Source organism: Burkholderia sp. LS-044 (genome assembly GCF_004803625.1).
Classification (GTDB): Bacteria; Pseudomonadota; Gammaproteobacteria; order Burkholderiales; family Burkholderiaceae; genus Burkholderia; species Burkholderia cepacia.
Genome location: NZ_SSWO01000007.1, coordinates 378198 through 403804, shown reverse-complemented (window position 1 = coordinate 403804; position 25607 = coordinate 378198). Strand labels below are relative to the sequence as shown.

Below are 25607 nucleotides of genomic sequence, written 5' to 3'. Positions count from 1 at the left end.
GTGGCCGCGCTGGCGTGGCCGCTGGCCAGCCGCGGCGGCAACACGCTCGCCGCCGGGCCGGCGTCGGCAACGCATGCGCGGCCGTCGCGCTCGCCGCGCGCGTGGCGGCTCGCGCTGTTCTTCGGCATCGCGACCGGCGCGTACACGCTCGTGCTCGCGTGGCTGCCGCCCTACTACATGCGGCTCGGCTGGTCGCCGACGGCGGCCGGCAGCCTGCTCGGCGGCGTGACGCTCGCGGAGGTCGTCGCGGGCCTGACGATCTCCGCGACGATCGACCGCCTGCCCGATCGCCGGCCTGCGCTGCATGCGGCGATCGCGTCGCTGTTCGTCGGTTTGCTGGTGATGCTGGCCGCGCCCGAAGCGCTCGCGTTGCCCGCCGCGCTGCTGATGGGCGCGGGGATCGGCGCGCTGTTTCCGCTGTCGCTGATCGTCACGGTCGATCATGCGGCGACGCCGGCCGATGCCGCGTCGCTGACGGGGTTCGTGCAGGGCATCGGCTACCTGATCGCCGGGCTGTTTCCGTTCGCGGCCGGCATCGTGCGCCAGCATCTCGCGGACCTGACGCCCGCATGGGTCGCGATGGCCTGCCTGTGTGTCGCGCTATTCGCGCTGGCCGCGGGGTTTGCGCCGCGGCTCGCGCGGCGTGTTGCGCGTGCCTAGCTCGGGCCGGGGAACACGGCCATTGCGGTTCGGCTGCGGCCGCCGCTCAGCAACGTCCTTGTGATCGACTGCGGCGCGACTGCACGCGCGACACCGAACGCACATCGTCGACCCTGGCCCGGAAGCAACGTTCGCGGCGCGCGCGGCAACGCATCGTACTGGAGCGTGGTCGTGCTCAACCTGATCCCCGTCATCGGCATCTCCGCGTCGATCCTGATCCTCGGCGAATCGGCCACGCCGATCTACTTCGCCGGCGGTGCGATCACGATCGACGCGGCGCTCTGCACGCTTCTGCGTGAACGCCGTGCCCGTGCGTAATCAACCCGCACTCGCGTACAACGTCGAATCCGCAAACCCTTCGGCGTCGAGCACGCGCCCGATCAGGATCAGCGCGGTGCGCTCGATCTGCGTGCCCTGCACCTTGGCGACGATGTCGGCGAGCGTGCCGGTCACGCGTTCTTCGTCCGGCCAGCTCGCGCGATAGATCACCGCGACGGGGCAATCGGCGCCGTAATGCGGCAGCACTTCGTCGACGATGCGGGCGAGATGGCGCACGCCGAGATGGACCGCGAGCGTCGCGCGGTGCGCGGCGAGCGAGCCGAGCGCTTCGCCTTCCGGCATCGTCGTCTTGCCCGCGAAGCGCGTGAGGATCACCGTCTGTGCGACGCCGGGCAGCGTCAGCTCGACGCCGAGCGTCGCCGCGCATGCGGCCGTGGCCGTCACGCCGGGCACGATTTCGTACGGTATCCCGAGTGTCTTGAGGCGGCGGATCTGTTCGCCGATCGCGCCGTACAGCGACGGGTCGCCCGAATGCACGCGCGCGACGTCCTGCCCTTTCGCGTGCGCGGCGGCGAGCAGCGCGACGATGGCATCGAGGTCGAGCTCGGCCGTGTTGACGACCTGCTCCGCGCGATGGCCGTCGAGCACGGCGGCCGGCACCAGCGAACCCGCATACAGGATCACCGGGCACGTGCGCACGAGGCGCTGGCCCTTCACCGTGATCAGCTCCGGGTCGCCGGGGCCCGCGCCGATGAAATACACCGTCATCGAAAAATCTCCGTCAATTCATGGGATGACCGGCCGCACGGCGTCATGCGCGCGCGGCCGGATCGAGCGCGTCGATGAGCGCCGCGGCCGAGTCGAACGCGCGGTCGGCGTCGGGCAGCGGCGGCCGGCGCAGCATCACGACCGGCAGCCTGCGTTCGCGCGCGACGTCGAGCTTGGCTTCGGTGGCCGCGCCGCCGCTGTTCTTGCTGACGACGACGTCGATGCCCGCCAGCGCGAACAGCGCGCGCTCGCCGTCCAGCGTGAACGGCCCGCGCGCGGCGACGACCTGCGCACGCGCGTTGCCGGGATGCGGGTCGAGGCAGCGCACGAGCCAGAACTGGTGCGGCGGGATCGCGTCGAGATGTGCGAGCGGTTCGCGGCCGAGCGTGAACAGCGGCCGCCGGAACGGCGCGAGCGCGGCTTCGATGCCGGCCCAGTCGTCGACCATGCGCCAGTCGTCGCCGGGTTGCGGCGACCACGGCGCGCGGCGCAGCGCCCACAGCGGCACACCCGCTTCACGCGCCGCAGCGGCGGCATTCGCGCTGATTTGCGCGGCATACGGATGCGTCGCGTCGATCACGAGGCCGATGCCGGCGTCGCGCAGATAAGCGGCCAGCCCGGCCGCGCCGCCGAAACCGCCGACCCGCACGTCGCAGCGCAGGTCGTCGGGTGTCTTGCCGAGGCCGGCGAGACTATAGACATGATGCGGCCCGAGCGCGCGCGCGATTTTCAGTGCGTCGCCGGTGCCGCCGAGCAGCAGGATGCGGGCGCTCATCGCGCTGTCCCGACGAAGCGGCCCTGCCGGTCGATCGCGAACATCTCGACCGCAACCGACGGCGGCACGATGTCGCGCGCGACGCGCAGCGCGTGCGCGCAGACGAGATCGCCGAGCGGCACACCGTCGGCGTGCGCGAGCTTCAGCGCTTCCTGGCTCGTGTTCGCGGCGCGCATCGCCGCCTGCAGCGCGTCGCTGGCGCCGGCCTCGGCCGCCCACTGCGCGAGCAGCGGCAGGTCGATGCTCGAATGGCGGCTGTGCAGGTCGAGATGGCCGGCCGCGAGTTTGCTGAGCTTGCCGAAGCCGCCGCACATCGACAGCCGCGCGACCGGCGCGCGCCGCAGGTGCTTGAGCACCGCGCCCGCGAAATCGCCCATCTCGATCAGCGCCATGTCGGGCAGGTGGTAGTGCGCGCGCATCGCATCCTCGCTTGCGTTGCCCGTGCACGCGGCGATATGCGTGATGCCGTTCGCCCGCGCGACGTCGATGCCTTGATGGATCGACGCGATATAGGCGGAGCACGAGAACGGCCGCACGATGCCGGTCGTGCCGAGGATCGACAACCCGCCGACGATGCCGAGGCGCGGGTTCATCGTCTTCAGCGCGAGCGCCTCGCCACCCTCGACGCCGATCGTCACGTCGAAGCCGCCCGCATACCCATGCTCGGCAGCCAGCGCTTCCAGGTGCGTCGTCATCATCCGGCGCGGCACCGGGTTGATCGCCGGTTCGCCGACCGGCAGCGTCAGCCCCGCGCGCGTGATCGTGCCGACGCCCGGCCCCGCATGAAAACGCACGCCGGGCGCCGCCGCGAGCGCGACACGCGCGAAGATCAGCGCGCCGTGCGTGACGTCCGGATCGTCGCCGGCATCCTTGATCGTGCCGGCTTCCGCGCCGTCGGCCGTCGTCCGGCAGAACTCGAGCCGCATCATCACGCGCTGCCCCTTCGGCAGCACGATCTCGACCGCGTCGTCCGCACGCCCCGCGAGCAGCAGCCGTGCGGCGGCGAGCGACGTCGCGGTCGCGCAACTGCCGGTCGTGTAGCCGAAGCGTAGCGGCGCGGGCTGTTCGGGGGTTTCGTCGCGCATCACGCGTCCGTTGTATGCGTCGTGGCCGGCGATGCCGCCGTGCCGGCCATGTCGACCGTGTCCGGCTTGCGCACGTCGTACAGCGTGACCGGCAGCGGCTGACGCCAGGTGTCGAAGCGGCCGAGCGGCTCGGCATGCGCGAGCGACACGCGCGTGAGCGTGCCGCCATGCGTCTTGCGCCATGCGGCGAGCGCCAGTTCGCCCTGCAGCGTGACCGCGTTCGCGACCAGCCGGCCGCCGGGCTTCAGCGATGCCCAGCACGCGTCGAGCACGCCGGCCGCGGTCGCCCCGCCGCCGATGAAGATCGCGTCGGGCGCGGCGAGCCCCGCGAGCGCCTCGGGTGCGCGGCCCGCGACGAGTTGCAGGCCCGGCACGCCGAGCGCGTCGCGGTTGTGCTCGATGAAGCGCTGCCGCTCCGCATGCGCTTCGATCGCGATCGCCTGGCATGACGGATGCGCGCGCATCCATTCGATGCCGATCGAGCCGCTGCCGGCGCCGACGTCCCACAGCAGCTCGCCGGGCACGGGCGCGAGACGGCCGAGCGTCATCGCGCGCAGGTCGCGCTTGGTGAGCTGGCCGTCGTGGCGGTACGCATCGTCGGGCAGGCCGGGTGTGAGCGCGCGGCGCGGCGCGTCGGGGCCGGCCCGGCAGTCGAGCGCGACCAGATTGAGCGCGGCCGTTTCGGCGACGCGCCAGTCCTGCGCGAGCCCGTCGAGACGCCGCTCGAGCGGGCCGCCCAGATGCTCGAACACGCTGATGCGCGTCGGCCCGAAGCCGCGTGCGACGAGTTCGGCCGCGACGGCGGCCGGCGTCCGGCCGTCGGCGCTCAGCACGAACAGGCGACGGCCCGGCAGCAGGTGGCGCGCGAGCGCCGCAAGCGGACGGCCGACGAGCGAAACCGCGCCGACATCCTGCAGTGCCCAGCCGAGGCGTGCGGCCGCCAGCGACAGCGACGACGGCGCGGGCAGCACGCGCCATTCGTCAGGGGACAGCGAGCGCGCGAGCGTGGCGCCGACGCCGAACAGCATCGGGTCGCCGCTGGCGAGCACGCAGACGGGCGACGTGCGCCGCGCGAGCACACCCACAAGGTCGAACGGTGACGGCCACGCTTCGCGCGCGGCCGGCAGCCGTGCGGGCAGCATGTCGAGATGCCGCTTCGCGCCGACCACGAGCGTCGCGTCGAGCAGCGCGCGGCGCGCGCTGCGGCCGAGCCCCGCGTAACCGTCGTCGCCGATGCCCACTACCGTCAGCCACGCCGTCATGCACCCTTCCCCATCGTTCGATTCCATCCCGTTTGTTGCGATGCGCGGCTGCCGGAGCGCCGCGCGTTGATCCGTTGCTGATCCCGATCCGCTTTCGCGCCACGCACGCCCTTCGGTGCGATGCAGCGGCGACGTCACCCGAGCGGCACGCCGACGACAAACGTCAGCAAGGCCAGAACCATGCCGCCGATCGACGCGATCAGCAGCCAGCCGAGCAGCAGCCACATGAGCGGCCGCGCCCCGCTTTTCCTGTACAGGAGCGTGCCGCCCGCGACGATCGGCACGCCGAGGCCGGCGAGCCCGACATTCTTCGGCCACTCGGCCGACGGTGCAAGCGGGATCAGCACGCACGCGAGCAGGACCCATGCGGGGATGGCCAGCAGGCCCAGTGCGATGCCCATGCCGAACAGTTCCGTCCTGCCGAGTTTCATGGCGGATGCCGGCGGTCGCCGATCTGATGTCGAGGCGCCAATCCTACCATTTGCGAGACAGCGCAAAACCGTCTGCGGCCATGCTGCGACGCGGTTGCGCGACGTATTGCCGATGCCGGATCGTCGCGAAAATCGGGTATCCTACGGCCGTTCGTTCGCCGGTGCCCTTCGGGGCCGAAGAGGGAACACAGGGCGCACCACGCGCCGCTGTGGCTGCCCCCGCAACTGTAGACAGCGAGCCGATCTCCCCCTCATGCCACTGGTTTCACCGGGAAGGCCGGGAGCCGGCGCCGACCTGTCAGCCAGGAGACCTGCCGGCCAGAAAGTGCGTGCGTGCCAGTCGGCGTCGGGCGGGGTGTACCGACGTGTTGGCCGCGGCGCGACACTGCCCCGGTACCCCGTGAGTTCCGCCCCCGATTCGATTCCTGCGTCGCCCGTCGTGCGCCCGTCGGCTTGCCCGGGGCTCGTGCGCGTGGTCGCGGCCGCCGACGGCGGGCTGTGCCGGATCAAGCTGCCCGGCGGCCGCCTCGATGCGCATCAGGCGCGTGCGATCGCCGCCGCCGCGGGTGCCTGCGGTTCCGGTGCGATCGACGCGACCAATCGCGCGAATCTCCAGCTGCGCGGCATTCGCGACGGCGCGGCCGACGCGCTGATACGCGCGTTGCTCGACGCGGGCCTCGGCCCGTCCGTCGACGCAACCGCGGATGCCGTCGCCGATACCGCCGCGCTCGCCGCGAGCGACGACGTCCGCAACGTGATGCTCAGCCCGCTCGCCGGCGACGACCCCGCCGCCCTCGTCGACAGCCGCGCGCTCGCCGCGCCGCTCCTCGACATGCTGGCGCGCGAGCCGCGCCGTGGCGAGCTGTCGCCGAAATTCTCGATCCAGCTCGACGGCGGCGAATCGGTTGCGGCGCTCGATCATCCGCACGACATCTGGCTCGCCGCATGGCGTCGCGGCGACGGTGCGGTGCGCATCGCGGCCGGGCTGGCCGGCTGCCCGCCGGTCGCGCACGACGACCGACCGGCCTCGGTCGATGTCGCGCCCGATCAAGGTGTCGCGCTGGTCCGCGCGCTGCTGCTCGCGTTCCTCGATCTCGCGCCGGCGGACGTCACGCGGATGCGTGCCCTGCTCGCGACCTGCGGCGAACGCGCGCTGCTCGAGCGCGCGCAGCACTATGTGCCGTTCGCGCTTGCGGCCGATCCGGCGCTCGCCGGCTGGCGCCGCGCGCGCACCGATCCGGCGCTGCGTTTCGGCGTGCAACCGTCGCGCGATGCCGCGCGCTGCCACGTCGGCGCGCAATTCCCGCTCGGCCGGCTCGACGCCACGCAACTGGAACGGCTCGCCGCGCTGGCCGAAACCGACGGCGACGGCACGCTGTCGATGACGCCCTGGCAAGGCGTGTTCATGCATCGCGTCCCGCGTGAACGCGCGCCGGCCACGCTCGATGCGCTGGCGTCGCTCGGCCTCGTCTGCGCGTCGTCCGACCCGCTGGCGTCGCTCGTCGCGTGCACCGGCAGCGCGGGCTGCGCGAAAGCGCGCGCCGACACGAAACACGACGCGCTCGCGCTCGCCGCGCGCATCGGCCATGCGGTCGACGTGCACCTGACCGGCTGCGAGCGCCATTGCGCGCTGCCGCATCCCGCGACGCACACGCTCGTCGCGGTTGCGCCCGCGCACTACGACCTTTACCGGCGCGATGCGGCCGCGGGCCTCGGCGCCCCGCTCGCGCGCCATCTGACGATTGACCAGGCCGCGGCCCGACTGACGGGCGCGCGGCACAGCCAGGACACCACCGATGCTTGACTACATTCGCGACGGGCAGGAAATCTACCGCCAGTCGTTCGCGACGATCCGCGCCGAGGCCGACCTGTCGCAGGTTCCGCCCGACCTCGAGAAACTCGCGGTGCGCGTGATCCATGCGTGCGGGATGGTCGACGTGGTCTACGACCTGCGCTTCTCGGCCGGTGCCGGCGCGGCGGGCCGCACGGCGCTCGCGGCCGGCGCGCCGATCCTGTGCGACGCGCGCATGGTCGCCGAAGGCATCACGCGCGCGCGGCTGCCGGCCGCCAACCGCGTGATCTGCACGCTCGGCGAGCCGGAAGTGCCCGATCTCGCGCGGGATCTCGGCAACACGCGTTCGGCCGCCGCGCTCGAACTGTGGCGTCCGCAGCTCGCCGGCAGCGTCGTCGTGATCGGCAATGCGCCGACCGCGCTGTTCCACCTGCTCGACATGATCGACGCCGGCGCGCCGCGCCCCGCCCTGATCCTCGGTTTCCCGGTCGGCTTCATCGGTGCGGCCGAATCGAAGGCGCTGCTCGATGCCGACAGCCGCGGCGTCCCGTACGTCACGCTGCTCGGCCGCCGCGGCGGCAGCGCGATGGCCGCTGCGGCGGTCAACGCACTCGCGACGGAGGTCGAATGACGACCGCGCGCGGACGCCTGTTCGGGGTCGGCGTCGGCCCCGGCGATCCCGAACTGATGACGATCAAGGCGCTGCGCGTGCTGCAGGCCGCGCCCGTAGTCGCGTATTTCGTCGCGAAGGGCAAGAAAGGCAATGCATACGGCATCGTCGAGGCGCACCTGCGGGACGGGCAGACGCAACTGCCGCTCGTCTATCCGGTGACGACCGAGGCACTGCCGCCGCCGCTCTGCTACGAGACGGTGATCGCCGACTTCTACGACACGGCCGCCGGGATCGTCGGTGCGCACCTCGATGCGGGGCGCGACGTCGCGGTGATCTGCGAAGGCGACCCGTTCTTCTACGGCTCGTACATGTACCTGCACGACCGCCTCGCGCCGCGCTACGACACCGAGGTGATCCCCGGCGTATGCGCGATGCTCGGTGGCACCGCCGTGCTCGGCCAGCCGCTCGTCTATCGCAACCAGAGTCTGTCGGTGCTGTCGGGCGTGCTGCCCGAGCACGAGTTGCGCACGCGGCTCGCGCAGGCCGATGCGGCCGTCGTGATGAAGCTCGGCCGCAATTTCGACAAGGTGCGGCGCGTGCTCGACGAGCTGGGGCTCGCGAAGCGCGCGCTGTATGTCGAGCGCGCGACGATGGCAAGCCAGCGCATCGTGCCGCTCGATGAAGTCGATCCGATGGCGTCGCCGTATTTCTCGCTGCTCGTCGTGCCGGGGGAAAAATGGCAAGGATGACGACCCCGCCCGCGATCGTGATCCTCGGCGCGGGCGCGCTCGATACCGCGCGGCGCATCCAGGCGCGTTATCCGGGGGCGCGCGTGCACGGCCTCGCGTCGCGCGTCGCCGCCGACGTGCCGTTCGACGATCTCGGCGCGCACTTGCGCGAACTCTATGCACGCGGCCTGCCGATCGTCGCGCTGTGCGCGGCCGGCATCGTGATCCGCTGCATCGCTCCGGCGCTTGCCGACAAGGGCGTCGAACCGCCCGTGCTCGCGGTGGCGGAAGACGGTTCTGCGGTCGTGCCGCTGCTCGGCGGGCTGACGGGCGTCAACGTGATGGCGCGCGAAATCGCTGCCTGCGTCGGCGTCGCGCCGGCGATCACGACGAGCGGCGAACTGCGCTTCGGCGCGTGCGTGCTCAATCCGCCGGATGGCTATGCACTCGCCGATCTCGCCCAGGGCAAGCGCTTCGTGTCCGATCTGCTCGCGGGTGCATCGACGCGCATCGACGGCGCGGCGCCGTGGCTCGACGATGTCGCGTTGCCGCGCGACGCCGCCGCGGCGCATGCGATCCGCGTGACGCCCGAAGCCTGGCGCGGCACGCGTGACGAGCTCGTGATTCATCCGCGCAGCGTGGTGGTGGGCGTCGATGCGCACGCTATTCGCGCGGATGGCGCGCTCGCGGCGCGCATCGCGGCGTCACTCGACGCGCAGGGACTCGCCCGGCTGGCGCTCGCGGCCATCGTGGCGCCCGCAGCGGCGATCGGCGATGCCGCGCTGGAGGATGCGGCGCACACGCTCGACGTGCCGCTTCGTTTCGTCGATACAGACGTCGATGGCGACGGTGACGGCAGCGCACCGACCGACGCGGCCGCGCTGCTCGGCCGCGCGTTGCGTGTCGCGCACACGCTGCGGGCCACGACGAACGGCATCGCATGCGCGGTCGCGGCGCATCCGGTCGATCCCGCCACGCTCGGCCGTGCGCGCGGCCGCCTGACGGTGCTCGGGCTCGGCCCGGGCGCCGCCGCGTGGCTCACGCCGGCCGCGCGCGCCGCGCTCGCGGACGCGACCGACATCCTCGGCTACACCACCTACGTGAACATGGCCGGCCCGTTCCGCGACGACCAGCGCGTGCACGGCACCGACAATCGCGAGGAGATGCAGCGCGCGCGCCATGCGTTCGAACTTGCGGCCGAGGGCCGGCGTGTCGCGGTCGTGTCGTCCGGCGACCCGGGCGTGTTCGCGATGGCCGCGGCCGTGCTCGAGGCGCTCGACGAAGCGCGCGACCCGCACTGGGCCGCGGTCGACCTGCGCGTGGAGCCCGGCATCTCGGCGTCGCTCGCGACGGCCGCCCAGGCCGGCGCGCCGCTCGGCCACGATTTCTGCGCGATCTCGCTGTCGGACAACCTGAAGCCGTGGGACGTGATCGAGACGCGCCTGCGGCATGCGGCGCAAGCCGATCTGGTGATGGCGTTCTACAACCCGATCTCGCGCGCACGGCCGTGGCAGCTCGATCGCGCGCTCGATGTCGTGCGCGCGCATCGCACGGCCGATACGGTGGTCGTGCTGGGCCGCGACATCGGCCGGCCGGGCGCGACGCTCGCGACGACGACGCTCGGTGCATTGCGCAGCGACCAGGTCGACATGCGCACGATGGTGATCGTCGGCTCGTCGACGACGCGCCGCTTCGCGATCGGCGAGGGTCGCGAGTGGGTCTATACGCCGCGCTGGTATCGCTGAACCCGGTCAGCGCGCCGGCCTGACGCCGTGCGCGCGGGCATACGCCGTGCCGCCCGCCCCCCAGAACCGGTACACGAGCACGCCGACGACGGCCTGCGCAGCGACCACGAACGCGACGCAGCCGGCCCATCCCCACCGGTGCCAGCCGGGCACCGGCAGGATCGAGCCGAGGCTGCCGCCGAAGTAATAGCAGGACAGGTAGATGCCGATCGCCGTCGAGCGCGCGCTCGACGCCGCCTGCGAAATGAACGTGTTGGCCGACGCCTGTTCGACGAACACGGCGGTCGAGCCGAGCGCGAGGCCGGCCAGGATCACCGGCACGTGGTCGGACAGCGTGAGCAGCGCTCCGCCGATCGCGAGCGCGGCCGCGGCGAGCCCCGGTGCGCGCGGGCCGCGATGCCGCGCGAGGCGCCCTGCCAGCGGCGTCACGACCACCGCCACCAGGAACACCGCATAGATCGCGCCGATCCCGACCGTGCCGAAGCCGAACGGCGCGCGGGCCAGGCGCAGGCCGACGAACGTGAACGTCGCGACCTGCGACGCGAGCACGCACGCGCCGATCGCGAACGACGCGAGCAGCGGGCCGCGCGTGACGATGCGCCAGGCCGGCCCCGCACCGGCGTCCGTGTCGGGTTCGACACGCCGCGCGATCGCGCCGGACGCCGGCAGGCTCGCGTAGATCGCGACGCCCGTGACGAGACACAGCGCTGCGACGACGTCGAGCGCATGCCGCCAGCCCCACATCGACGTCATCAGGTTGGTCGCGAAGCGGCCGGCGAAACCGCCGAGCGTCGTGCCGGCGACGAACAGCGCGCTGATCTCGGCCGACGTACCGCGATCGAAGCGCTCGGCGATATACGCGATCGACAGCGCGAAGACGAACGGCATCACCAGGCCGGCGGCAAAGCGCGCGCCGAGAAACGACGCGAAACCTGCCGCATGCGCGGACCACACGACCGGCAGCGCGACGGCCATCGCGGCCAGCGAGATCGCGATGCGCCGCTCGATGCGCGCGGCCAGCACGCCGACGAACGGCGCGATAATGGCGACGGCCGTCGTGGTGGCGCTCACGCCCTGCCCCGCGCGTTCCGCGCTGACGCCGAAGGTGGCCGCGAGTTCGTGCAGGATGCCCTGCGTCGAATACAGATTGAGAAACGCGGCGAAGCCGCAGAGAAAGAACGCGATGCGCGTGGTCCTGTCGTTCATCGGAGCTGCCTGGTCGTCGATGCCGACAGTCTGACGAGCGCGCCGTGCGCACGCCAATACCGTTTTCATCGCGATTGATACCGGAACGACAACAATGCTCGACCTGCGCCGCCTCCGCTATTTCGTGGTCGTCGCCGACGAACTGCACTTCGGCCGCGCGGCATTGCGCCTGCGCGTCGCGCAGCCGCCGCTCACGCGCCATATCGCCGCGCTGGAAAGCGAGCTCGGCGTGCGGCTGTTCGAGCGTTCGACGCGCGCGGTGCGGCTGACGCCGGCAGGCGCCGCGTTCCTCGAACAGGCGCGCAACGTCGTCAGCGCGGCCGCCGAGGCCGAGGCGAGCGCGCGCAAGCTCGCGCAAGGCATCGCCGGACGAATCGTGATCGGCTACGCGAGTGCCATTCCGATGTCCGACACGTTCCCGGACGTCATCCGCGCCGCGAGCCGCACGATGCCCGACGTCGAATTCGCGTTCCGCGAGGCGGCGACCGCCAGCCAGCACCGGCAGATCGCGGACGGCACGATGGACATCGGTTTCGGCTGGGCATGGGGCGACGCGCCTGGCGTGCCGGTGGCGTCGCTCGTCGTGTCGCGTGAACCGCTCGTGGCCGCCGTGCCGGCCGGGAATCCGCTCGCGGGCCGCGCGAGCATCGACGTCGCGGCACTGGCGAACGAAACCTTCGTGACTTTTCCGCCGGGTTACGGCTCGGCATTGGCCGCGGCACTGGACGACCTGTGCGCACAGTCCGGATTCGCGCCGCGCATCGGCGCGACCGCGGCACAGATCACGACGCTCGTATCGCTGGTGGCCGCCGAACGCGGCATCGCGATCGTGCCGGGCTTCACGGCGACGCTGCGGCGTCCGGGCGTCGTGTACGTGCCGCTCGCCGGCGCGTGTGCGGTCGAGCAGATCATGTCGTGGGGCGAGCCGTTTGCGTCGGCGTGCGTCGAACGCTTCGTCGCACTCGCGCGCTCGCTTGTGCAGCCCGCATCGGCTTGATGCGAATCAAGCGATCCGGATCGACCTTCCCCGTGGTTTCCGCGTTCCGGCCGCGCGACACCCTCTTCCGTACCGATCACGTTCGCCGGAACGGTTGATCGCCCTCACCGAATGCCGCGGGTATCGCCGGAATGACGCGCGCCGCACAGCCGCCGCGACGCGCGTCCCGAATGCCGGCGCGCTCGCCCGCGAAATCGACGAGGGCTGCTCGCTACCTCACTGCACCACGATGGTGTAAACCGCTCGCGCGTCAGCCAGTCCTCCGTCATTCGTGGCCGTGACGGTAAACGTGTACCGCCCGGTCTTCCTCGGCGTACCAACGATCCCGCCCGTATCCTGATTGAACTGGAGACCGGGGGGCAAGCCCCCGTTGGTCACCGTGAAGCGGACGGTCGCAGGCGTATTCGTCGTGATTTTCGCTCCGTAGAGCGTGCCTTGAGTGGCGACCGGCAGGACGGCGGGGCCCAGTTGCGGTGTGGGTGCCGATACGGTCTGCGGAGTGCCGATCGGGACGCCGTCGGCATTCACCTGCTGCAACGACCAGCGTTGCCCGGGGGTGACGGCGCTCAGGGTCCACGAGGTCGTCTGGTCGCGAAGCGCGGCCCTCTGCTTTTCGGTGAACGCGCCGAGATTCCTGGCGGTTTCCCACTGCTTGATCTTGTCGAGGATATCCGGCGTCGACTCTGCCGAGAGCAGGAATGCCACCGTGCTCTGGAAGCCAATGCCGGCGTTGAGCGCCGCGCCGCGTGCGAGCCTGGTTTCGATCATGGTCAACGAGACGCCCGTGATATCGAACCATCCAAGCATGCCCGGCAGGTAGTTGGCCTGGTAGAAGGCGTTGTCGCGATACAGCTGATCCACGTCCGGGTTGGACCAGCTCGCGCGGGTCAGCGTGTCCCATGCGTTCGAGGTCATCCGGCTCGTCTCGCTGATGTATCCGTCGTGCCCGGTCTGGGCGGCGTAGGTGCCGTTGATCAACCGGGCAATGCCGAAGCTGCCCCAGCCGGTATCGCTGGCGGATTCCACCCCGTCGAAGGAGTGGGACCGGATGCCGACGTTGTTCCTGATGGCGCCCAGCCGGGTGGCGATCTCGTCGATGATGCCGAGGCCGCCGATGGCCCCGCCGTACGAATTCACGATCACCCTCGCAACGGGCGTGCCACGCGCGGCTTCGGCCGGGACGGAGCCCCACTGGCCTCGGGTCAGTCCACTGACTTGCCATTCGGTGACGCCCCTTTGGACCGCGTTGAACGAGATGAACTCGTTGCCGATACGCAGCATCTGCTCGTTGATCCCGTCCCGCACCGGCGCGAATCCGCTCAAGTAGAGCATCGTGCTCGTCATGCTCAACTGCCGGGACAAGGCGGCTTGACCGCCCAAGGCCAGACGAGGGTCCGCGGGCGGCGAAACGTACGGATCGATGGAGGTGGGCTGGCCGACGCTGATGAAGTCCGACATGGTATGGACGCCGACGCGGACGCCGTACTCCTTTGCGGTTTCCACCAGCTTTTCGGCTCCGCTGTCGCTGTCGCCGAAGGTGAAGTCGAACTGATAATGCCCGGTGTATTTCCAGGGGCCGCGAAAATTCCGTGGCGAGTAGATGTAGTTGATTCCCGCGCTGCTGGCGAATCGGGCTGCCTTGCCGACATTGCCGGTGTCGAGATCGTCCAGCACGAAAGACGACTGGCCGCTGGCCTGCGCCACTTTCTGCCACTGGCCGTTCTGGGTCGGATACGGGAGGTTTTCACCCGAGGCAATGAACGACAACAGGGTCGTCACGAGTTCCGGTGCGCTGCCGTACAGCGCAATCTTCGATCCGATGACCGAGCCTGCGCTGTCGAGCGGGCCGAGCGGGATCGGATAGCCATTGGGATTGAGCCGGTCGCGCCGGCGCGTATAGTCGAACGTGAAGGCGCGCAGCACGGCCCCCCACGACGTCTTCGCCGCCGCGCACCACGGCTCCAGCGCCGCCACGTCCACGTTGTAAGGATTGGGGATGACGTCGCTTTCCCAGCCGTATTGCGGATATTCCTTGGGCCACGCACCTTCGGTGCGGTCGTTGAGCGGCTTGAGGCCGATCGCGAATTCGTTGTCTCGCACCACGCCCGCGGCTTCGCCGACGGTCTGGTTGATCGCGACAGGCAACGGCCCCCACAGCAGCGTCTGAACGTCGGAAGCGAGATCGGTCGACACGCGGGTGACTTCAAAGGTGGCGTAGCCGTTTTTCTGCAGGACGCGGACGTCGACCTCGAATGCGAGGCCGGCATCATTCACGAAGGACAGCGTGTTGTCGGCGGACGACCATCGGACGCCGGCGGGCTTCGCCAGTACGCCGTTGATCACGAGCCTGACGAGCGGGACGGACTTCCCGGGCGAGATGTAGTTGCGGCCGCTGCGCGAATCGATGAGTTCGACGACAGCGCCGGTGGAGTCCAGGCCGAGCGTCAAGTAGCCGGCCGGAATGTGTAGAGTGCTTGTCATGTTTCGACTTTCCTGACGAAAATGGCGGGGCCGCGTGCGGCGCAGATGCACCCGTGCCCCCGTCCTTGGCGTGCCGCGAGCCAATGTTGGAATTCCGAATCGATCGACCCGACGGACAGATGGCGACGGTCGGCGGATACCCCGGACATTGGGCGTAGCGGGTCTGCCCGACCGATTCGAGCGCTCCCGCGTGCCGTCGATGCCGGCATTTTTCATTGGAAGGCCACCGTGCCGGCTATCGAGCGCGATCCTTTGCGGCATCTGGATCGCGGGATCTGCGTCGCGAGCCCTGGGTCCGACAACACACCGTCACCGCCTCAACTGCCCTCGACCGCCCTCGCCTGCGCAAACAACCTGCGCGGAGCATGCGGCGCGACAGGCGACGCCGATGGCGGCCAGCCGCAGTGAATGGCTGCGGCTGGCCGGCCGCCGGAACTGCCTCGTCAAACTTCCGGCGGTGAAGCCGGCGCAATTGGAAAGAGGCAGCGGCCGCGTGATTCCGGTTCGGGTTTTACTGGCTCGGCACTTCGGCGATATACGAAACGTAGAGGTTTTGCCCCCAGTCGCTGCCCGAATAGTTGGGGAACACCCTGTCTTCGCGGGTGATGTTGACGTTGAATCCGGTCGTCGTGACCTTGGTCACCGTCACCGAGAACGTGTCCGGATAACTGGATGCGTCGTTGGGGTCCTGGAGGGCCGTCACGACCACGATGGGAGCGGTCGAAAACGTGCCCGGAAACGTGATTTGGGCATTGAAAGGCGGGTTGATCCAGGAATCCTGATTGCCGCCTTGAACGCTTCCGACTGCCTGCTTTGCTACGATTCTTTCCAGCATGTTGAGCTCCTGATGGTTGGAACGACGTGACGTCGTGAGTGAGCCTCGCGCGAAAGCACTTCGCTCGAAGACAACGTTATGCCGCGCATGCGTCGAAAGCGATTACACGTGATTACATGCTTGAGGCGGCCATCAAGGGGCGTCGAAAGCGTCGATTTCATGTCGAAATCGACGGCAATTTTGTCCCGCTCCACGCCCGATGCATGACGGAACGATGTCGAATCGGCAAGATCGTTACGTATCGAGAATCAAATAACAAAAAGAACAACTAAGCATTCACTATTCGATGCGAATCCTCCAAGATGGGCACGCCGCCGGCCGGGCATGCCCGGTCGCCCGACCGGCGGCGATACGCGGGCCAGCGTATCCCTCTTCCACTTGGAGAACACAATGCACAACAATGTGTTGCCGCGTTTCATCCCGCGCGCGCTTGCCGCGGGTTGCCTGCTCGCCGTGGCGAGCGTGTCCCAGGGCGCCGGCGTCTATGCGCCCTACGTCGACGTGACGCTCTATCCGACGCCGCTCGTCGACCAGATCGGCGTCCGGCAAGGCATCCAGCAGTTCACGCTCGCGTTCGTGGTCGCGGGCAACGGGTGTACGCCGTCGTGGGGCGGCGTGCAGCCGATCGGCAACGGCGCGAGCGGCGGCCTGCTGACCGCGCTGTCGACGTCGATCGCGAGCTATCGCGCGAAAGGCGGCGAAGTCGCCGTGTCGTTCGGCGGCGCGAACGGCACGCCGCTGATGCAGGCATGCTCGACGGTTCCCGCGCTGGCGGGCGCGTACCAGACCGTGATCGACACGTACGGCCTCACGCACATCGACTTCGACATCGAGGGCGCGTCGCAGCTGGACACGGCCGCGGTCGCGCGCAACTTCCAGGCCGTCGCCCAGCTGCAGGCGAGTTATGCGGCGAAAGGCAAGCCGCTGCACGTCACGCTGACGCTGCCGACGATGCCGACCGGGCTCACGCAGGACGGCCTGAACGTCGTCAACGCGGCGATCTCGAACAAGGCCGTGTTCGATGCGGTGAACGTGATGGCGATGGACTACGGCCCCGCGAACATCGATATGGGGGCGGCCGCGATCAGCGCCGCGCAGGCGCTGTACGCGCAACTCGATACGGCCTTCAAGTCGGCCGGCCAGCCGAAGACCCATGCCCAGCTCTGGCAGATGGTCGGCGTCACGCCGATGATCGGCGTGAACGACGTGCAGGGCGAAACCTTCACGCTCGCGAATGCGCAGAGCGTGCTGAACGCGGCGGTCGCCAACGGCTACGGCTTCTTCGGCAACTGGTCGGTCGGCCGCGACCAGGCGTGCCCGTCCGGCGGCACCTATGCGTCGCCGACCTGTTCGGGCGTCGCGCAGCAGCCGTACGCGTTCGCGACGATCTTCAAGCAGCTCGACGGCAAGTGGGGCGCGGGCGTCACGCAGGATCCGAACTACGGCGGCGGCTCGGACGGCGGCACGCCGCAACCGGGCGCGCCCTGGGCGGCCGGCCAGGTCTATACGGCCGGCGCGACCGTCACCTACCAGGGCACGACGTATCAGGCGCAATGGTGGACGCAGGGCGACGTGCCCGGCCAGGCCGCCGTGTGGAAACCGGTCGGCGGCGGCACGGCCACGTGGTCGGCGACCACCGCGTATTCAGGCGGCACCTGCGTGATGTACCAGGGCGCGAAATACTGCGCGAAATGGTGGACGCAAGGCGACAACCCGAGTGCGGGCGGTGTGTGGGTGAAATCGTGATGCCGCGTACCGTCCGTCGCTAGGACTGCACGCTCATCGGGGGCCGTTCACGGCGATCGCGACCCGATCGCCGGCGGACGGCCCGCTTCGCTGGCCGGCCCTCCTCCGGCGCGCCCCGCCCGCCGTCAGCCGCGCGCGTGCTCGGCGAGCAGCCTGGCCTTCGCGTCGACGAGCAGCGCCGCATGCGTATCGCGATGCTGGCGGATCCGCTCGGACGGCCCGACCACCGACAGCCCGTACCAGTCGCCGTCGAGCGTCAGCGCGACCGCGATCGCCGACAGCTCGGGCGCGCTCTCGCCGAAGTTCTCGGCCCAGCCGAGTTCGCGAAACCGGGCGGTTTGCGCGACGAGCGCGGGCAGGTCCGCCACCGTCGCGTCGGTAAAGCGCTCGAACGGCAACTGCGCGCCGAGCGCCTGCTGCGCGTCGCCGGTCAGTTCCGCGAAGATCGCCTTGCCGATCGAGTTCGCATGCAGCGGGCGCAGTTCGCCCGGCTCGCGCGTATAACGGATCGCCTGCTCCGACTCGACGACGTCGAGGTAGGTGACCGACACGCCCTGGATCTTGCCGAGCACGGCCGTCTCGCGGCTCGCGTCGCGCAGCGCGACGAGATGCGGATGGACGATGTCGACGACCGGGTCGGTCGCGTCGATCGCCGCGGCGATCGTCTGCAGGCGGCGCGTCGGGTAGTAGCCGCCGCGCCTGCGCACTTCGTACAGGTAGCCGCGGCTCACGAGCGTGCGCGCCATCGCGAGGCAGCTCGACGCCGGCACATTGAGCAGGCGCGCGAGTTCGGTGAGCGGCAGCGGCCGCCGTTCGGCGGCGAACAGCTCGAACAGGTCGAGCGTGCGGGCAACGAGTTTGACGTCCATGACGAGCGCTTGAATCGGAACGGGAAACCGCGCGCCGGGCCGGCCGCCGGGTCGGTACGGTCAGTACGACTTCGGCAGCCCGAGCACCTTCTCCGCGATGTAGCACAGGATCAGTTGCGGACTCACGGGCGCGAGCCTCGGAATCATACACTCGCGCAGGTAGCGTTCGACATGGTATTCCTTCGCGTAGCCCATCCCGCCGTGCGTCGCGACCGCCGTCTGGCACGCCTGGAACGCGGCTTCCGCGCCGAGGTATTTCGCGGCGTTCGCTTCCGCGCCGCACGGCTGCCCCGCGTCGTAGCGCGTCGCGGCCTTCATCACCATCAGCCACGCGGCCTCGAGCTGCATCCACGCCTGCGCGAGCGGATGCTGGATCGACTGGTTCTGCCCGATCGGCCGGCCGAACACGACGCGCTCGCACGCATACTGCGTCGCGCGGCGCAGCGCGGCCTGCCCGAGCCCGATCGCCTCCGCCGCGATCAGGATGCGTTCCGGATTCAGCCCGTGCAGCAGATAGCGGAAGCCGTCGCCTTCGTTGCCGATCAGGTCGCCTTCCGGCACGCGCAGGTTGTCGATGAACAGCATGTTCGAATCGACCGCCTTGCGACCCATCTTCTCGATCTCGCGCACCTCGACACGCGACCGGTCGAGATCGGTGTAGAACAGGCTCAGCCCGTCGGTCGGCTTCGCGACCCGGTCGAGCGGCGTCGTGCGCGCGATGATCAGCATCTTGTTCGCCACCTGCGCGGTCGAGATCCAGATCTTGCGCCCGCTCAGCACGTAGTGGTCGCCGTCGCGGCGGGCCTGCGTGCTCAAGTGCGTGGTGTCGAGGCCCGCATCGGGTTCCGTCACCGCGAAGCACGCCTTGTCGCGCCCGGCGATCAGCGGCGGCAGGAAACGCGCCTTCTGTGCGTCGTTGCCGAACACCTGCACCGGGTTCAGCCCGAAGATGTTCATGTGGACGGCCGACGCGCCGGACAGGCCGGCTCCCGATGCGCTGATCGTGCGCATCATCAGCGCGGCCTCGGTCATCCCGAGCCCGGCCCCGCCGTGCGCCGGGTCCATCGCGATGCCGAGCCAGCCGGCCTCGGCAAGCGCCGCGTGAAAGTCGGCGGGAAATCCGCCCGCGCGATCGCGTTCGAGCCAGTAGTCGTCGCCGAAGCGCGCACAGATTTTCTCGATCGCGCTTTCGATTGCGCGCTGGTCGTCGGTCAGGTCGAACTGCATGGATGGCTCTCCGGGAAAAGGCCGAGCGGCCGCGCCGCTCTGAAGAAAATGCCAGGCGACGCCAGGGGGTGCGCCCGGCGGAACGTTCCCTCGCGGGATCGCCCCGTCGGAGCGCCGGCACGACGCGGCAGGCCTGGGGCGCTCACAACGGAAACACGCCGACGATCACCGCGGCGAACACCATCAGCACCGTGGCGGCGAACAGGAACGGAAGCGTGAATTTCTGATGCTCGGCGAGCTCGACGCCGGTCAGACCGACGATCAGGAACGTCGCGGGCGTGAGCGGGCTCACCGGGAACCCCGTCGTCATCTGGCCGAGCAGCGCGGCCTGCGCCATCTGGATCGGCGGCACGCCGAGCAGCTTCGCGCTTTCCGCGAGCACCGGCAGCACGCCGAAGTAGAACGAATCGGGGTCGAACAGCAGGCTGAGCGGCATCGACAGCAGCCCGAGCACGAACGGCATGTGGCGCGCATGCTCGACCGGCACGTGCGCGACCACCACGTCCGCCATCGCCTTCAGCATCCCGGTGCCGGACATGATGCCGGTGAACGCGCCGGCCGCGAGCAGCACGCTCGCCATCATCAGCGCGGCCTTCGCATGCGCGTCGATCCGCTCGCGCTGGGCCTGCACGTCCGGGTAGTTGATCACGAGCGCGGCGACCGTGCCGAGCATGAACATCACCATCGGGTCGACGATGCCCGACACGAGCGTGACGAGCACCACGAGCGTCAGCGCGAGATTGATCCGGAAGCGTTCCGGCCGGCGTAACGCGCGCTCGGCATCGGTCAGCGCACGCGGCGCGATCTCGAGCGGCGCCGCGCCGGCACGATCGAGCCCGAGGCGTTTTGCCTCGCGCACGCCGAGCACGTACGCGGTGCCGAACACGAACACGAGCCCGACGATCTGCACCGGAATCATCGGCATGAAGATCGCGGAACCGGGAATGTGCAGCGCCGCCGACGCCCGCAGCATCGGCCCGACCCACGGCAGGAAATTGACGCCGGCCGCCATCGACGCGACGCATGCGAGGATGCGGCGATCCATTCCGAGCCGCGTATAGAGCGGCATCATCGCGGGCAGCGTGACGAGAAACGTGACGGCGCCGGAGCCGTCGAGGTGAATCAGCAGCGCGAGCAGCGCCGAGCCCATCACGATGCGCGGCGGATGGCAGCCGATCACGCGCAGCACGCCCGCGATGATCGGGTCGAGCATCCCGGCGTCGGTGAGGATACCGAAAAAAAGAATCGCAAAAACGAACATCCCGGCGATCGGGCCGATGTTCTGTACGCCGTGCACGATGAACTTGCCGGTCGCGAGCCCGAAACCGGCCGCGAGCGACGCGGCCACCGGCACGACGATCAGCGCGACGAGCGGCGACAGCCGCTTCGTGATGATCAGGCCGAACAGCGCGACGATGGCGATCGCGCCGATCCATGCAAGCATGATGCGTCTCCTCTTCAGCCGGTGCGCCCGTGGGTGGGCCGGCGTGGGGTTCGAATGGTCGTGCGGCACAGCGCCGCCGGTCGCGCGGTACGCGCCGGCGGCCGTGATGCCGGTCAGTTCCGGCGCGGGGTGTTGTCGCGGTCGTTATCGCGTTCGGTCGCGCAGCCGGTCGTGCCGGCGTCGGCGAATACCTGCGCCGCGTGTTCGTTCAGCGCGGGCGGCGGCCGCCGGTAGGTGGCCGGCGTGCGGCCGAGCTTGATCGGCGACGCGATGCCGCGATGCCGGCCCAGCTCGACTTTCATCGCCCGATGCGCGACATGCGGATGATCGAGCGCCGCATCGAGCCCAAGCACCGGCGCACACGGCACGCCGCGGCGCATCAGCTGCTCGGCGAGCGCCGCGCCGTCGTGCGCGGCCAGCGCCGTTTCGAGCAGCGTGCGCAGCACGGCGCGGTTCGCGCTGCGCGCGCGGTTGTCCGCGAAACGCGGATCGCCGGGCCAGTCGCGCGTGCCGAGCACGTCGCACAGCGCCGCGAACTGTCCGTTGTTGCCGACCGCGAGAAAGATGTCGACGCTCGCCGTCGGAAAGCTGTCGTACGGCGTGATGTTCGGATGCGCGTTGCCGGTGCGCACGGGCGCGTTGCCCGAATGGAAGAAGTTCGGCGTGTGCGGATGCAGGATCGACAGCGCGCAGTCGAACAGCGTCGCTTCGACGAACTGGCCGCGGCCGCTCGCGTCGCGCTCGCGCAGCGCCATCAGCACGCCGAGCGCCGCGTTCAGCCCGGTGACGAGATCGACGATCGGCACGCCGACCCGCAGCGGCGCGCCGCCCGCTTCGCCATTGACGCTCATCAGCCCCGCGAGCGCCTGCACGGCCGCGTCGTAGCCGGGCAACCCGCCGAGCGGGCCGTCCGCACCGAAGCCCGACACGCGGCAATGGACGAGGCGCGGAAACCGCGCATGCAGCGCGTCGAAACCGAGCCCCCAGCGCTCCATCGTGCCGATCTTGAAGTTCTCGACGATGGCGTCCGCGTCTTCGAGCAGGCCGAGCAGCCGCTCGCGGTCGGCCGCTTGCGTCAGGTCGAGCGCGATGCCGAGCTTGTTGCGGTTCACCCCGAGGAAGTACGACGCGGTATCGCCGTCGAACGGCGGCCCCCACGTGCGCGTTTCATCGCCGGACGGCGGTTCGACCTTGATCACCTCCGCGCCGTGGTCGGCAAGGATCTGCGTGGCGTACGGGCCGCCCAGCACCCGCGACAGATCGATGATGCGCAATCCCGCCAGCGCGCCCTGCTGCTCGTATTCCGCCATGCGTCCCGCTCCTGGTTCCGGTTGATCGGACTGCCGGTTCCGGCAGGCCAGGCGCCTGCGGCGCGACCGTCCGGATTCGACGAATAATTCTTGTGTGTGAATTTATATTCACACTGGGGAATTATGTTGTCAACCCCGGCGGCACCCTGAGACCGTGCGGAAGACGTCGCCGTGCGCAAGTGGGGACGACACCGAACACGGGCCGGTTGCGAGGGCGCCCCGCCTTTCGCTAAGCTGGCGGGAAACCTCTATCTCGAAAAATTCAGGCGGACTATTCATGAAACGGATGCTGCTGGCGGCCCTCGTGCTGGCGTCGACACTGGGTGTCGGACACGCGCAGACCCAGACGTTCCATTTCGGCGAGGGACAGACGCAGATGCCGGGGGGAGCGCCGCACGCCACCGCGCCGACCGCACGGCACGCGAGCCCGCCGCCTCACCATCGGCGTGCCGTTCACAAGCGCCGCCATCCGCGCCACGTGAAGCCGACGCGCAACGGGATCTATACGCACACATGACCCGGCGTCCGTTGCGCGACGCCGTGCACGGAACTGTCATGAACGACCGGTAGGATCGCTGCGGCTGCCTGCAAGCCGTCGCGGCCGCGGCCGGGCAACGCGCCGCCGACGCGCACTTTCTCCACGATTCAGCACCTGTTTTGCCGAACATGAGTACCGGGCCGGACACCCTCGCCGTCATCAAGGAACGCGCCACGATCGTGTGCCGCCAGCACGGCAGCGTGCTGCTGGTCGCTCGCACCGCGTCGCGCTGGTCGCTGCCGGGCGGCACGATCCGGCGCGGCGAGACGCCGCTCGACGCCGCACTGCGGGAGCTTGCCGAGGAAACACGGCTGGAGGGGCTCGCACTCGACTACGCGGTGCAGTTCGGCGGGCTGACGAAGCTCCACCACGTGTTCGTGGCCGACGTGCCGGCGCACCTGACGCCGCGCGCGAGCAACGAGATCGCCCGCTGCAAGTGGTTCACCGTCGACCGGCTCGACACGCTCCGGGCGAGCGTGCCGACGCGCAAGATCATCGAGTTGCTGCGGCTCGACTGTTTTTCGGCGATCGCGAACGGCCGGCTGCGCTGACGTCGATCCCGCCCGCGCCCGTCACGTGCGCAGGAACGGGCCGGCCTTGCGTTCGAGCAGCATGACGAGTTCGGGCTGCATGTACGTGTAGCGATCGGGAATGTCGAGGCAGACGACCTTCTTGTGCCGCAGATGCGTACCGAATTGCGCGGCCAGCCTGGTCTTGTGCGCGCGCTCCATCACGAACACGACGTCGGCCCAGTCGAGCTGCTCGGCGCACACGTGCGTGTCCGCATCGGGCGCGAGGCCCGCCGAATCGGTTTCGACACCCGGCCACGCGGCGAATACCGCTTCGGCCGTCGGGCTGCGCAGCCGGTTGCGGCTGCAGATGAAGAGTGCCCGTGTCATGTCGCTGCGAGGTTCAACCTTGCGGAATCGTGCCCGGCCGGACGTACGCGAGCATGTGCGACACGTAGTCGGCCTTGCCGAGTTCGACGCCATGGTGGCGCAGGATCGCGTAAGCGGTGATCGCGTGGAAATTGAACTGCGGCAGTGCCCAGTCGCGCGCGTACTGTTCGCCCGTCATGTCGAATGCGACTCCGTTCGGCAACTCGAGCGCGATCGGCAGCGCGCCGCCGCCGTCGAGCGCGTCCGGCGCGAGTTCGCCGAGAAATGCGAGCGTGCCGGCGATGATCGCCTGCGCATCGGCGAGCGAGCCGGGCTGCGCATCCGCATTCCATCCCGCCTCGCGCAAGGCCAGCAGTGCAGCCGGCAACGGTTCGCCACGCAGCCGGTGGATGGGCTCCATGGCCTGGAAGCACGAGAAGCGCACCTGCGCCGCGAGCGGATACATGTCGGGCGCCAGCTTCAACGTCATCGCCATGTCGGGCGCGTCGCCCGCGGCCTGCCGGTGCGCAGCGGCCTTGTCGAGCCACGCGGTCTGTGCGCGCAGCATGTGGGTGAAGGTCGGAACGAGAAGTTGGGTCGGTGTCACGCGTGCGCTCCTGGGTCGGGTTGTCGTTTGCGCCACGATAGCAGCGTCGGTGCAAACGTGCATCCCGGCCCGGGTGACGAGCGCGATTCGATGCGGATTCAACGATCCGGCAAGGTGACGCAAGCGTGCGCGTGTTCCCCTACCGCAAGACGATCACGGCGCGCGGCCGTTGCTGCCCGGCCTCAAGGCTTGCCGTGCCGGGCCAGGAACCGGTCGAGCTGCGATGCAAACGCCTTGCCGTCGCGCGCGCTGAACGGCGCCGGCCCGCCCGTGTCGATCCCGGCGCTGCGCAACTGGTCCATCATCGCGCGCGTCGACAGGCGTTCCTCGATGTTCTCGCGGCTGAACCAGTTGCCGCGCGGGTCGAGCGCATGCGCGCCCTTGTCGAGGACGGCGGCGGCCAGCGGGATGTCGGCGGTGATCACGAGGTCGCCGGCTTCCGCCAGCTCGACGATCCGCGCATCGGCGACGTCGAAGCCGGCCGGCACCTGCACCGCCTTGATGAACGGCGAAGGCGGCGTGCGCAGGAACTGGTTCGCGACCAGCGTCACGCAGATTTCGGCACGACGCGCGGCGCGAAACAGCATGTCCTTGATGACGGCGGGACACGCGTCGGCATCGACCAGTACTTGCATGGCGGTTTTTTCCAGTGGGCAGAAGCAGAAGCGGCGATCATAGCGCACCGCGGCCGGCGATCAGCCGGTGCGGCCCGTGCACAGCGCGTCGGCCGTGACCCACTGCGCGCCCCACGCGGCGGCCAGCCGCTCGCCCTGCCCGATCCGCACGGCCGCATCGTCGAAGTCGACGAACACGACGTGATCGGCCGCCGCGGGTTTGGCCGGCATCTCGCGCGTGCGTCCGTCGGACAGCACCCACAGCCAGCGCTGCTTGTCCGGATCGCGCCGCGCCGCGCGCGCGAGCAACTGCGCGGCGGCCGCGATGCCGTCCGCGAGCGGCGTACCGCCGCCACCGTCGACCGGTTCGAGCCAGCGCGCATTCCACCAGCGCGGCACGGCCGGGCCGAAGCGCCGCGCCGCGCCGTCGCCGCCGAAACAGACCAGCGCGGTTTCGACCCGATCGCGCGCGGCCTGGTCGAAATACGCGACGATCAGCCCCTTCGCCAGTGCGAGCCGCTCGTGCGACAGCATCGACGCCGAACAGTCGAGCACGAAGCAATGCAGTGCATCCGGTGCGCCCGCCCGCTTGCGGAAGCGCAGATGGCCGCGATGCAACGGATCGCCGCGCTTCGCGGCGAACGTCGCCGGCCATGCGACGGCCGTGCCGGTGCGCGCCGTGCCCGGCACGCGCGCAGCTGCGCCTGGCTGCCATCG

At 69.9% G+C, this 25607-nt stretch carries 26 protein-coding genes and 1 riboswitch; of the genes, 10 read left to right on the top strand and 16 right to left on the bottom strand.

Annotated features, from left to right (window positions below; all coding sequences use genetic code 11):
- Both E9536_RS21035 and E9536_RS41505 read left to right on the top strand, forming a co-directional pair.
- The coding region (locus tag E9536_RS21035; RefSeq protein ID WP_136470547.1) for an MFS transporter at window positions 1–660 on the top strand (660 nt) is incomplete at its 5' end.
- A 171-nt stretch (window positions 661–831) separates the two neighbouring features.
- Window positions 832–978 (top strand): hypothetical protein, encoded by a 147-nt coding sequence (locus E9536_RS41505; protein ID WP_168799551.1) that lies wholly within the window; start codon window positions 832–834, stop codon window positions 976–978.
- Here E9536_RS41505 and cobM read toward each other — a convergent pair whose 3' ends face one another.
- From cobM to E9536_RS21010, 5 genes are all read right to left on the bottom strand, one after another.
- On the bottom strand, window positions 979–1707 hold the full coding sequence (cobM, locus tag E9536_RS21030; RefSeq protein ID WP_136470546.1) for a precorrin-4 C(11)-methyltransferase: 729 nt from the start codon (window positions 1705–1707) through the stop codon (window positions 979–981).
- A gap of 43 nt (window positions 1708–1750) precedes the next feature.
- On the bottom strand, window positions 1751–2482 hold the full coding sequence (locus E9536_RS21025) for a cobalt-precorrin-6A reductase (RefSeq protein WP_027787405.1): 732 nt from the start codon (window positions 2480–2482) through the stop codon (window positions 1751–1753).
- The gene (locus tag E9536_RS21020; protein ID WP_136470545.1) at window positions 2479–3567 is read right to left on the bottom strand and encodes a cobalt-precorrin-5B (C(1))-methyltransferase; all 1089 of its coding nucleotides are present in this window, start codon (window positions 3565–3567) and stop codon (window positions 2479–2481) included. The genes E9536_RS21025 and E9536_RS21020 overlap by 4 nt, the downstream gene beginning before the upstream one ends.
- Window positions 3567–4829, bottom strand: a complete 1263-nt coding sequence (cbiE, locus tag E9536_RS21015) for a precorrin-6y C5,15-methyltransferase (decarboxylating) subunit CbiE (protein WP_136470544.1) — start codon at window positions 4827–4829, stop codon at window positions 3567–3569. Before cbiE ends, E9536_RS21020 begins: the two co-directional genes overlap by 1 nt.
- Before the next feature lie 134 nt (window positions 4830–4963).
- Window positions 4964–5260 carry a hypothetical protein gene (locus E9536_RS21010; RefSeq protein ID WP_021163554.1) on the bottom strand — a complete coding sequence of 99 codons (297 nt, stop codon included), beginning with the start codon at window positions 5258–5260 and terminating at the stop codon, window positions 4964–4966.
- A gap of 142 nt (window positions 5261–5402) precedes the next feature.
- Window positions 5403–5594, top strand: a riboswitch (cobalamin riboswitch).
- 105 nt (window positions 5595–5699) lie between these two features.
- Between E9536_RS21010 and cobG the strand changes: the two genes are divergently transcribed.
- Genes cobG through cobJ form a run of 4 tightly spaced genes read left to right on the top strand, consistent with a single transcriptional unit; the run spans window position 5700 to window position 10138 of the window.
- The gene (gene cobG, locus E9536_RS21005) at window positions 5700–7064 is read left to right on the top strand and encodes a precorrin-3B synthase (protein ID WP_282186923.1); all 1365 of its coding nucleotides are present in this window, start codon (window positions 5700–5702) and stop codon (window positions 7062–7064) included.
- A complete protein-coding gene (locus tag E9536_RS21000) occupies window positions 7057–7683 on the top strand; it encodes a precorrin-8X methylmutase (protein WP_136470542.1) in 627 nt (208 codons plus the stop codon). Before cobG ends, E9536_RS21000 begins: the two co-directional genes overlap by 8 nt.
- A complete protein-coding gene (locus E9536_RS20995) occupies window positions 7680–8414 on the top strand; it encodes a precorrin-2 C(20)-methyltransferase (RefSeq protein ID WP_059700239.1) in 735 nt (244 codons plus the stop codon). The genes E9536_RS21000 and E9536_RS20995 overlap by 4 nt, the downstream gene beginning before the upstream one ends.
- Window positions 8411–10138 carry a precorrin-3B C(17)-methyltransferase gene (gene cobJ, locus E9536_RS20990; RefSeq protein ID WP_136470541.1) on the top strand — a complete coding sequence of 576 codons (1728 nt, stop codon included), beginning with the start codon at window positions 8411–8413 and terminating at the stop codon, window positions 10136–10138. The genes E9536_RS20995 and cobJ overlap by 4 nt, the downstream gene beginning before the upstream one ends.
- Before the next feature lie 6 nt (window positions 10139–10144).
- Here the strand turns inward: cobJ and E9536_RS20985 are convergent, their stop codons facing one another.
- On the bottom strand, window positions 10145–11344 hold the full coding sequence (locus E9536_RS20985) for an MFS transporter (protein ID WP_060317892.1): 1200 nt from the start codon (window positions 11342–11344) through the stop codon (window positions 10145–10147).
- Window positions 11345–11438: 94 nt separating this feature from the next.
- Here E9536_RS20985 and E9536_RS20980 point away from each other — a divergent pair, with 94 nt between their 5' ends.
- Window positions 11439–12341, top strand: a complete 903-nt coding sequence (locus E9536_RS20980; RefSeq protein ID WP_060317895.1) for a LysR substrate-binding domain-containing protein — start codon at window positions 11439–11441, stop codon at window positions 12339–12341.
- Between the two features lie 216 nt (window positions 12342–12557).
- Here E9536_RS20980 and E9536_RS20975 read toward each other — a convergent pair whose 3' ends face one another.
- Entirely contained in the window at window positions 12558–14822 is a 2265-nt protein-coding gene (locus E9536_RS20975) for an Ig domain-containing protein (protein ID WP_081080720.1), read from the bottom strand.
- Window positions 14823–15333: 511 nt separating this feature from the next.
- Window positions 15334–15657 carry an H-type lectin domain-containing protein gene (locus E9536_RS20970; protein WP_027787415.1) on the bottom strand — a complete coding sequence of 108 codons (324 nt, stop codon included), beginning with the start codon at window positions 15655–15657 and terminating at the stop codon, window positions 15334–15336.
- A gap of 390 nt (window positions 15658–16047) precedes the next feature.
- Between E9536_RS20970 and E9536_RS20965 the strand changes: the two genes are divergently transcribed.
- Window positions 16048–17403: a chitinase gene (locus E9536_RS20965; RefSeq protein ID WP_060205523.1), complete on the top strand. Its 1356-nt coding sequence runs from the start codon at window positions 16048–16050 to the stop codon at window positions 17401–17403.
- 125 nt (window positions 17404–17528) lie between these two features.
- Here E9536_RS20965 and E9536_RS20960 read toward each other — a convergent pair whose 3' ends face one another.
- The 4 genes from E9536_RS20960 to E9536_RS20945 form a co-directional block, all read right to left on the bottom strand.
- Window positions 17529–18272: an IclR family transcriptional regulator gene (locus tag E9536_RS20960; RefSeq protein ID WP_060205525.1), complete on the bottom strand. Its 744-nt coding sequence runs from the start codon at window positions 18270–18272 to the stop codon at window positions 17529–17531.
- A gap of 60 nt (window positions 18273–18332) precedes the next feature.
- Complete coding sequence (locus tag E9536_RS20955) at window positions 18333–19499, bottom strand: acyl-CoA dehydrogenase family protein (RefSeq protein ID WP_021160073.1); 1167 nt, start codon at window positions 19497–19499, stop codon at window positions 18333–18335.
- Between the two features lie 142 nt (window positions 19500–19641).
- On the bottom strand, window positions 19642–20943 hold the full coding sequence (locus E9536_RS20950) for a citrate:proton symporter (RefSeq protein WP_027787418.1): 1302 nt from the start codon (window positions 20941–20943) through the stop codon (window positions 19642–19644).
- Window positions 20944–21056: 113 nt separating this feature from the next.
- Entirely contained in the window at window positions 21057–22253 is a 1197-nt protein-coding gene (locus tag E9536_RS20945; protein WP_247873477.1) for a CoA transferase, read from the bottom strand.
- 277 nt (window positions 22254–22530) lie between these two features.
- Here E9536_RS20945 and E9536_RS20935 point away from each other — a divergent pair, with 277 nt between their 5' ends.
- Window positions 22531–22770, top strand: a complete 240-nt coding sequence (locus E9536_RS20935) for a hypothetical protein (RefSeq protein WP_136470539.1) — start codon at window positions 22531–22533, stop codon at window positions 22768–22770.
- A gap of 149 nt (window positions 22771–22919) precedes the next feature.
- The gene (locus tag E9536_RS20930) at window positions 22920–23342 is read left to right on the top strand and encodes an NUDIX hydrolase (protein ID WP_059710208.1); all 423 of its coding nucleotides are present in this window, start codon (window positions 22920–22922) and stop codon (window positions 23340–23342) included.
- 21 nt (window positions 23343–23363) lie between these two features.
- On the opposite strand, the gene E9536_RS20925 is transcribed toward E9536_RS20930, so the two are convergent.
- The 4 genes from E9536_RS20925 to E9536_RS20910 all read right to left on the bottom strand — a co-directional run bounded on the left by E9536_RS20925 (window position 23364) and on the right by E9536_RS20910 (window position 25580).
- Complete coding sequence (locus tag E9536_RS20925; protein ID WP_027787422.1) at window positions 23364–23690, bottom strand: low molecular weight protein tyrosine phosphatase family protein; 327 nt, start codon at window positions 23688–23690, stop codon at window positions 23364–23366.
- A 13-nt stretch (window positions 23691–23703) separates the two neighbouring features.
- Complete coding sequence (locus tag E9536_RS20920) at window positions 23704–24276, bottom strand: DUF1993 domain-containing protein (RefSeq protein WP_211097477.1); 573 nt, start codon at window positions 24274–24276, stop codon at window positions 23704–23706.
- Window positions 24277–24458: 182 nt separating this feature from the next.
- Window positions 24459–24911, bottom strand: coding sequence for a YaiI/YqxD family protein (locus tag E9536_RS20915; RefSeq protein WP_021160082.1), 453 nt, complete (start codon window positions 24909–24911; stop codon window positions 24459–24461).
- 60 nt (window positions 24912–24971) lie between these two features.
- Window positions 24972–25580, bottom strand: coding sequence for a VWA domain-containing protein (locus E9536_RS20910; protein ID WP_059700221.1), 609 nt, complete (start codon window positions 25578–25580; stop codon window positions 24972–24974).
- Window positions 25581–25607 lie beyond the last annotated feature (27 nt).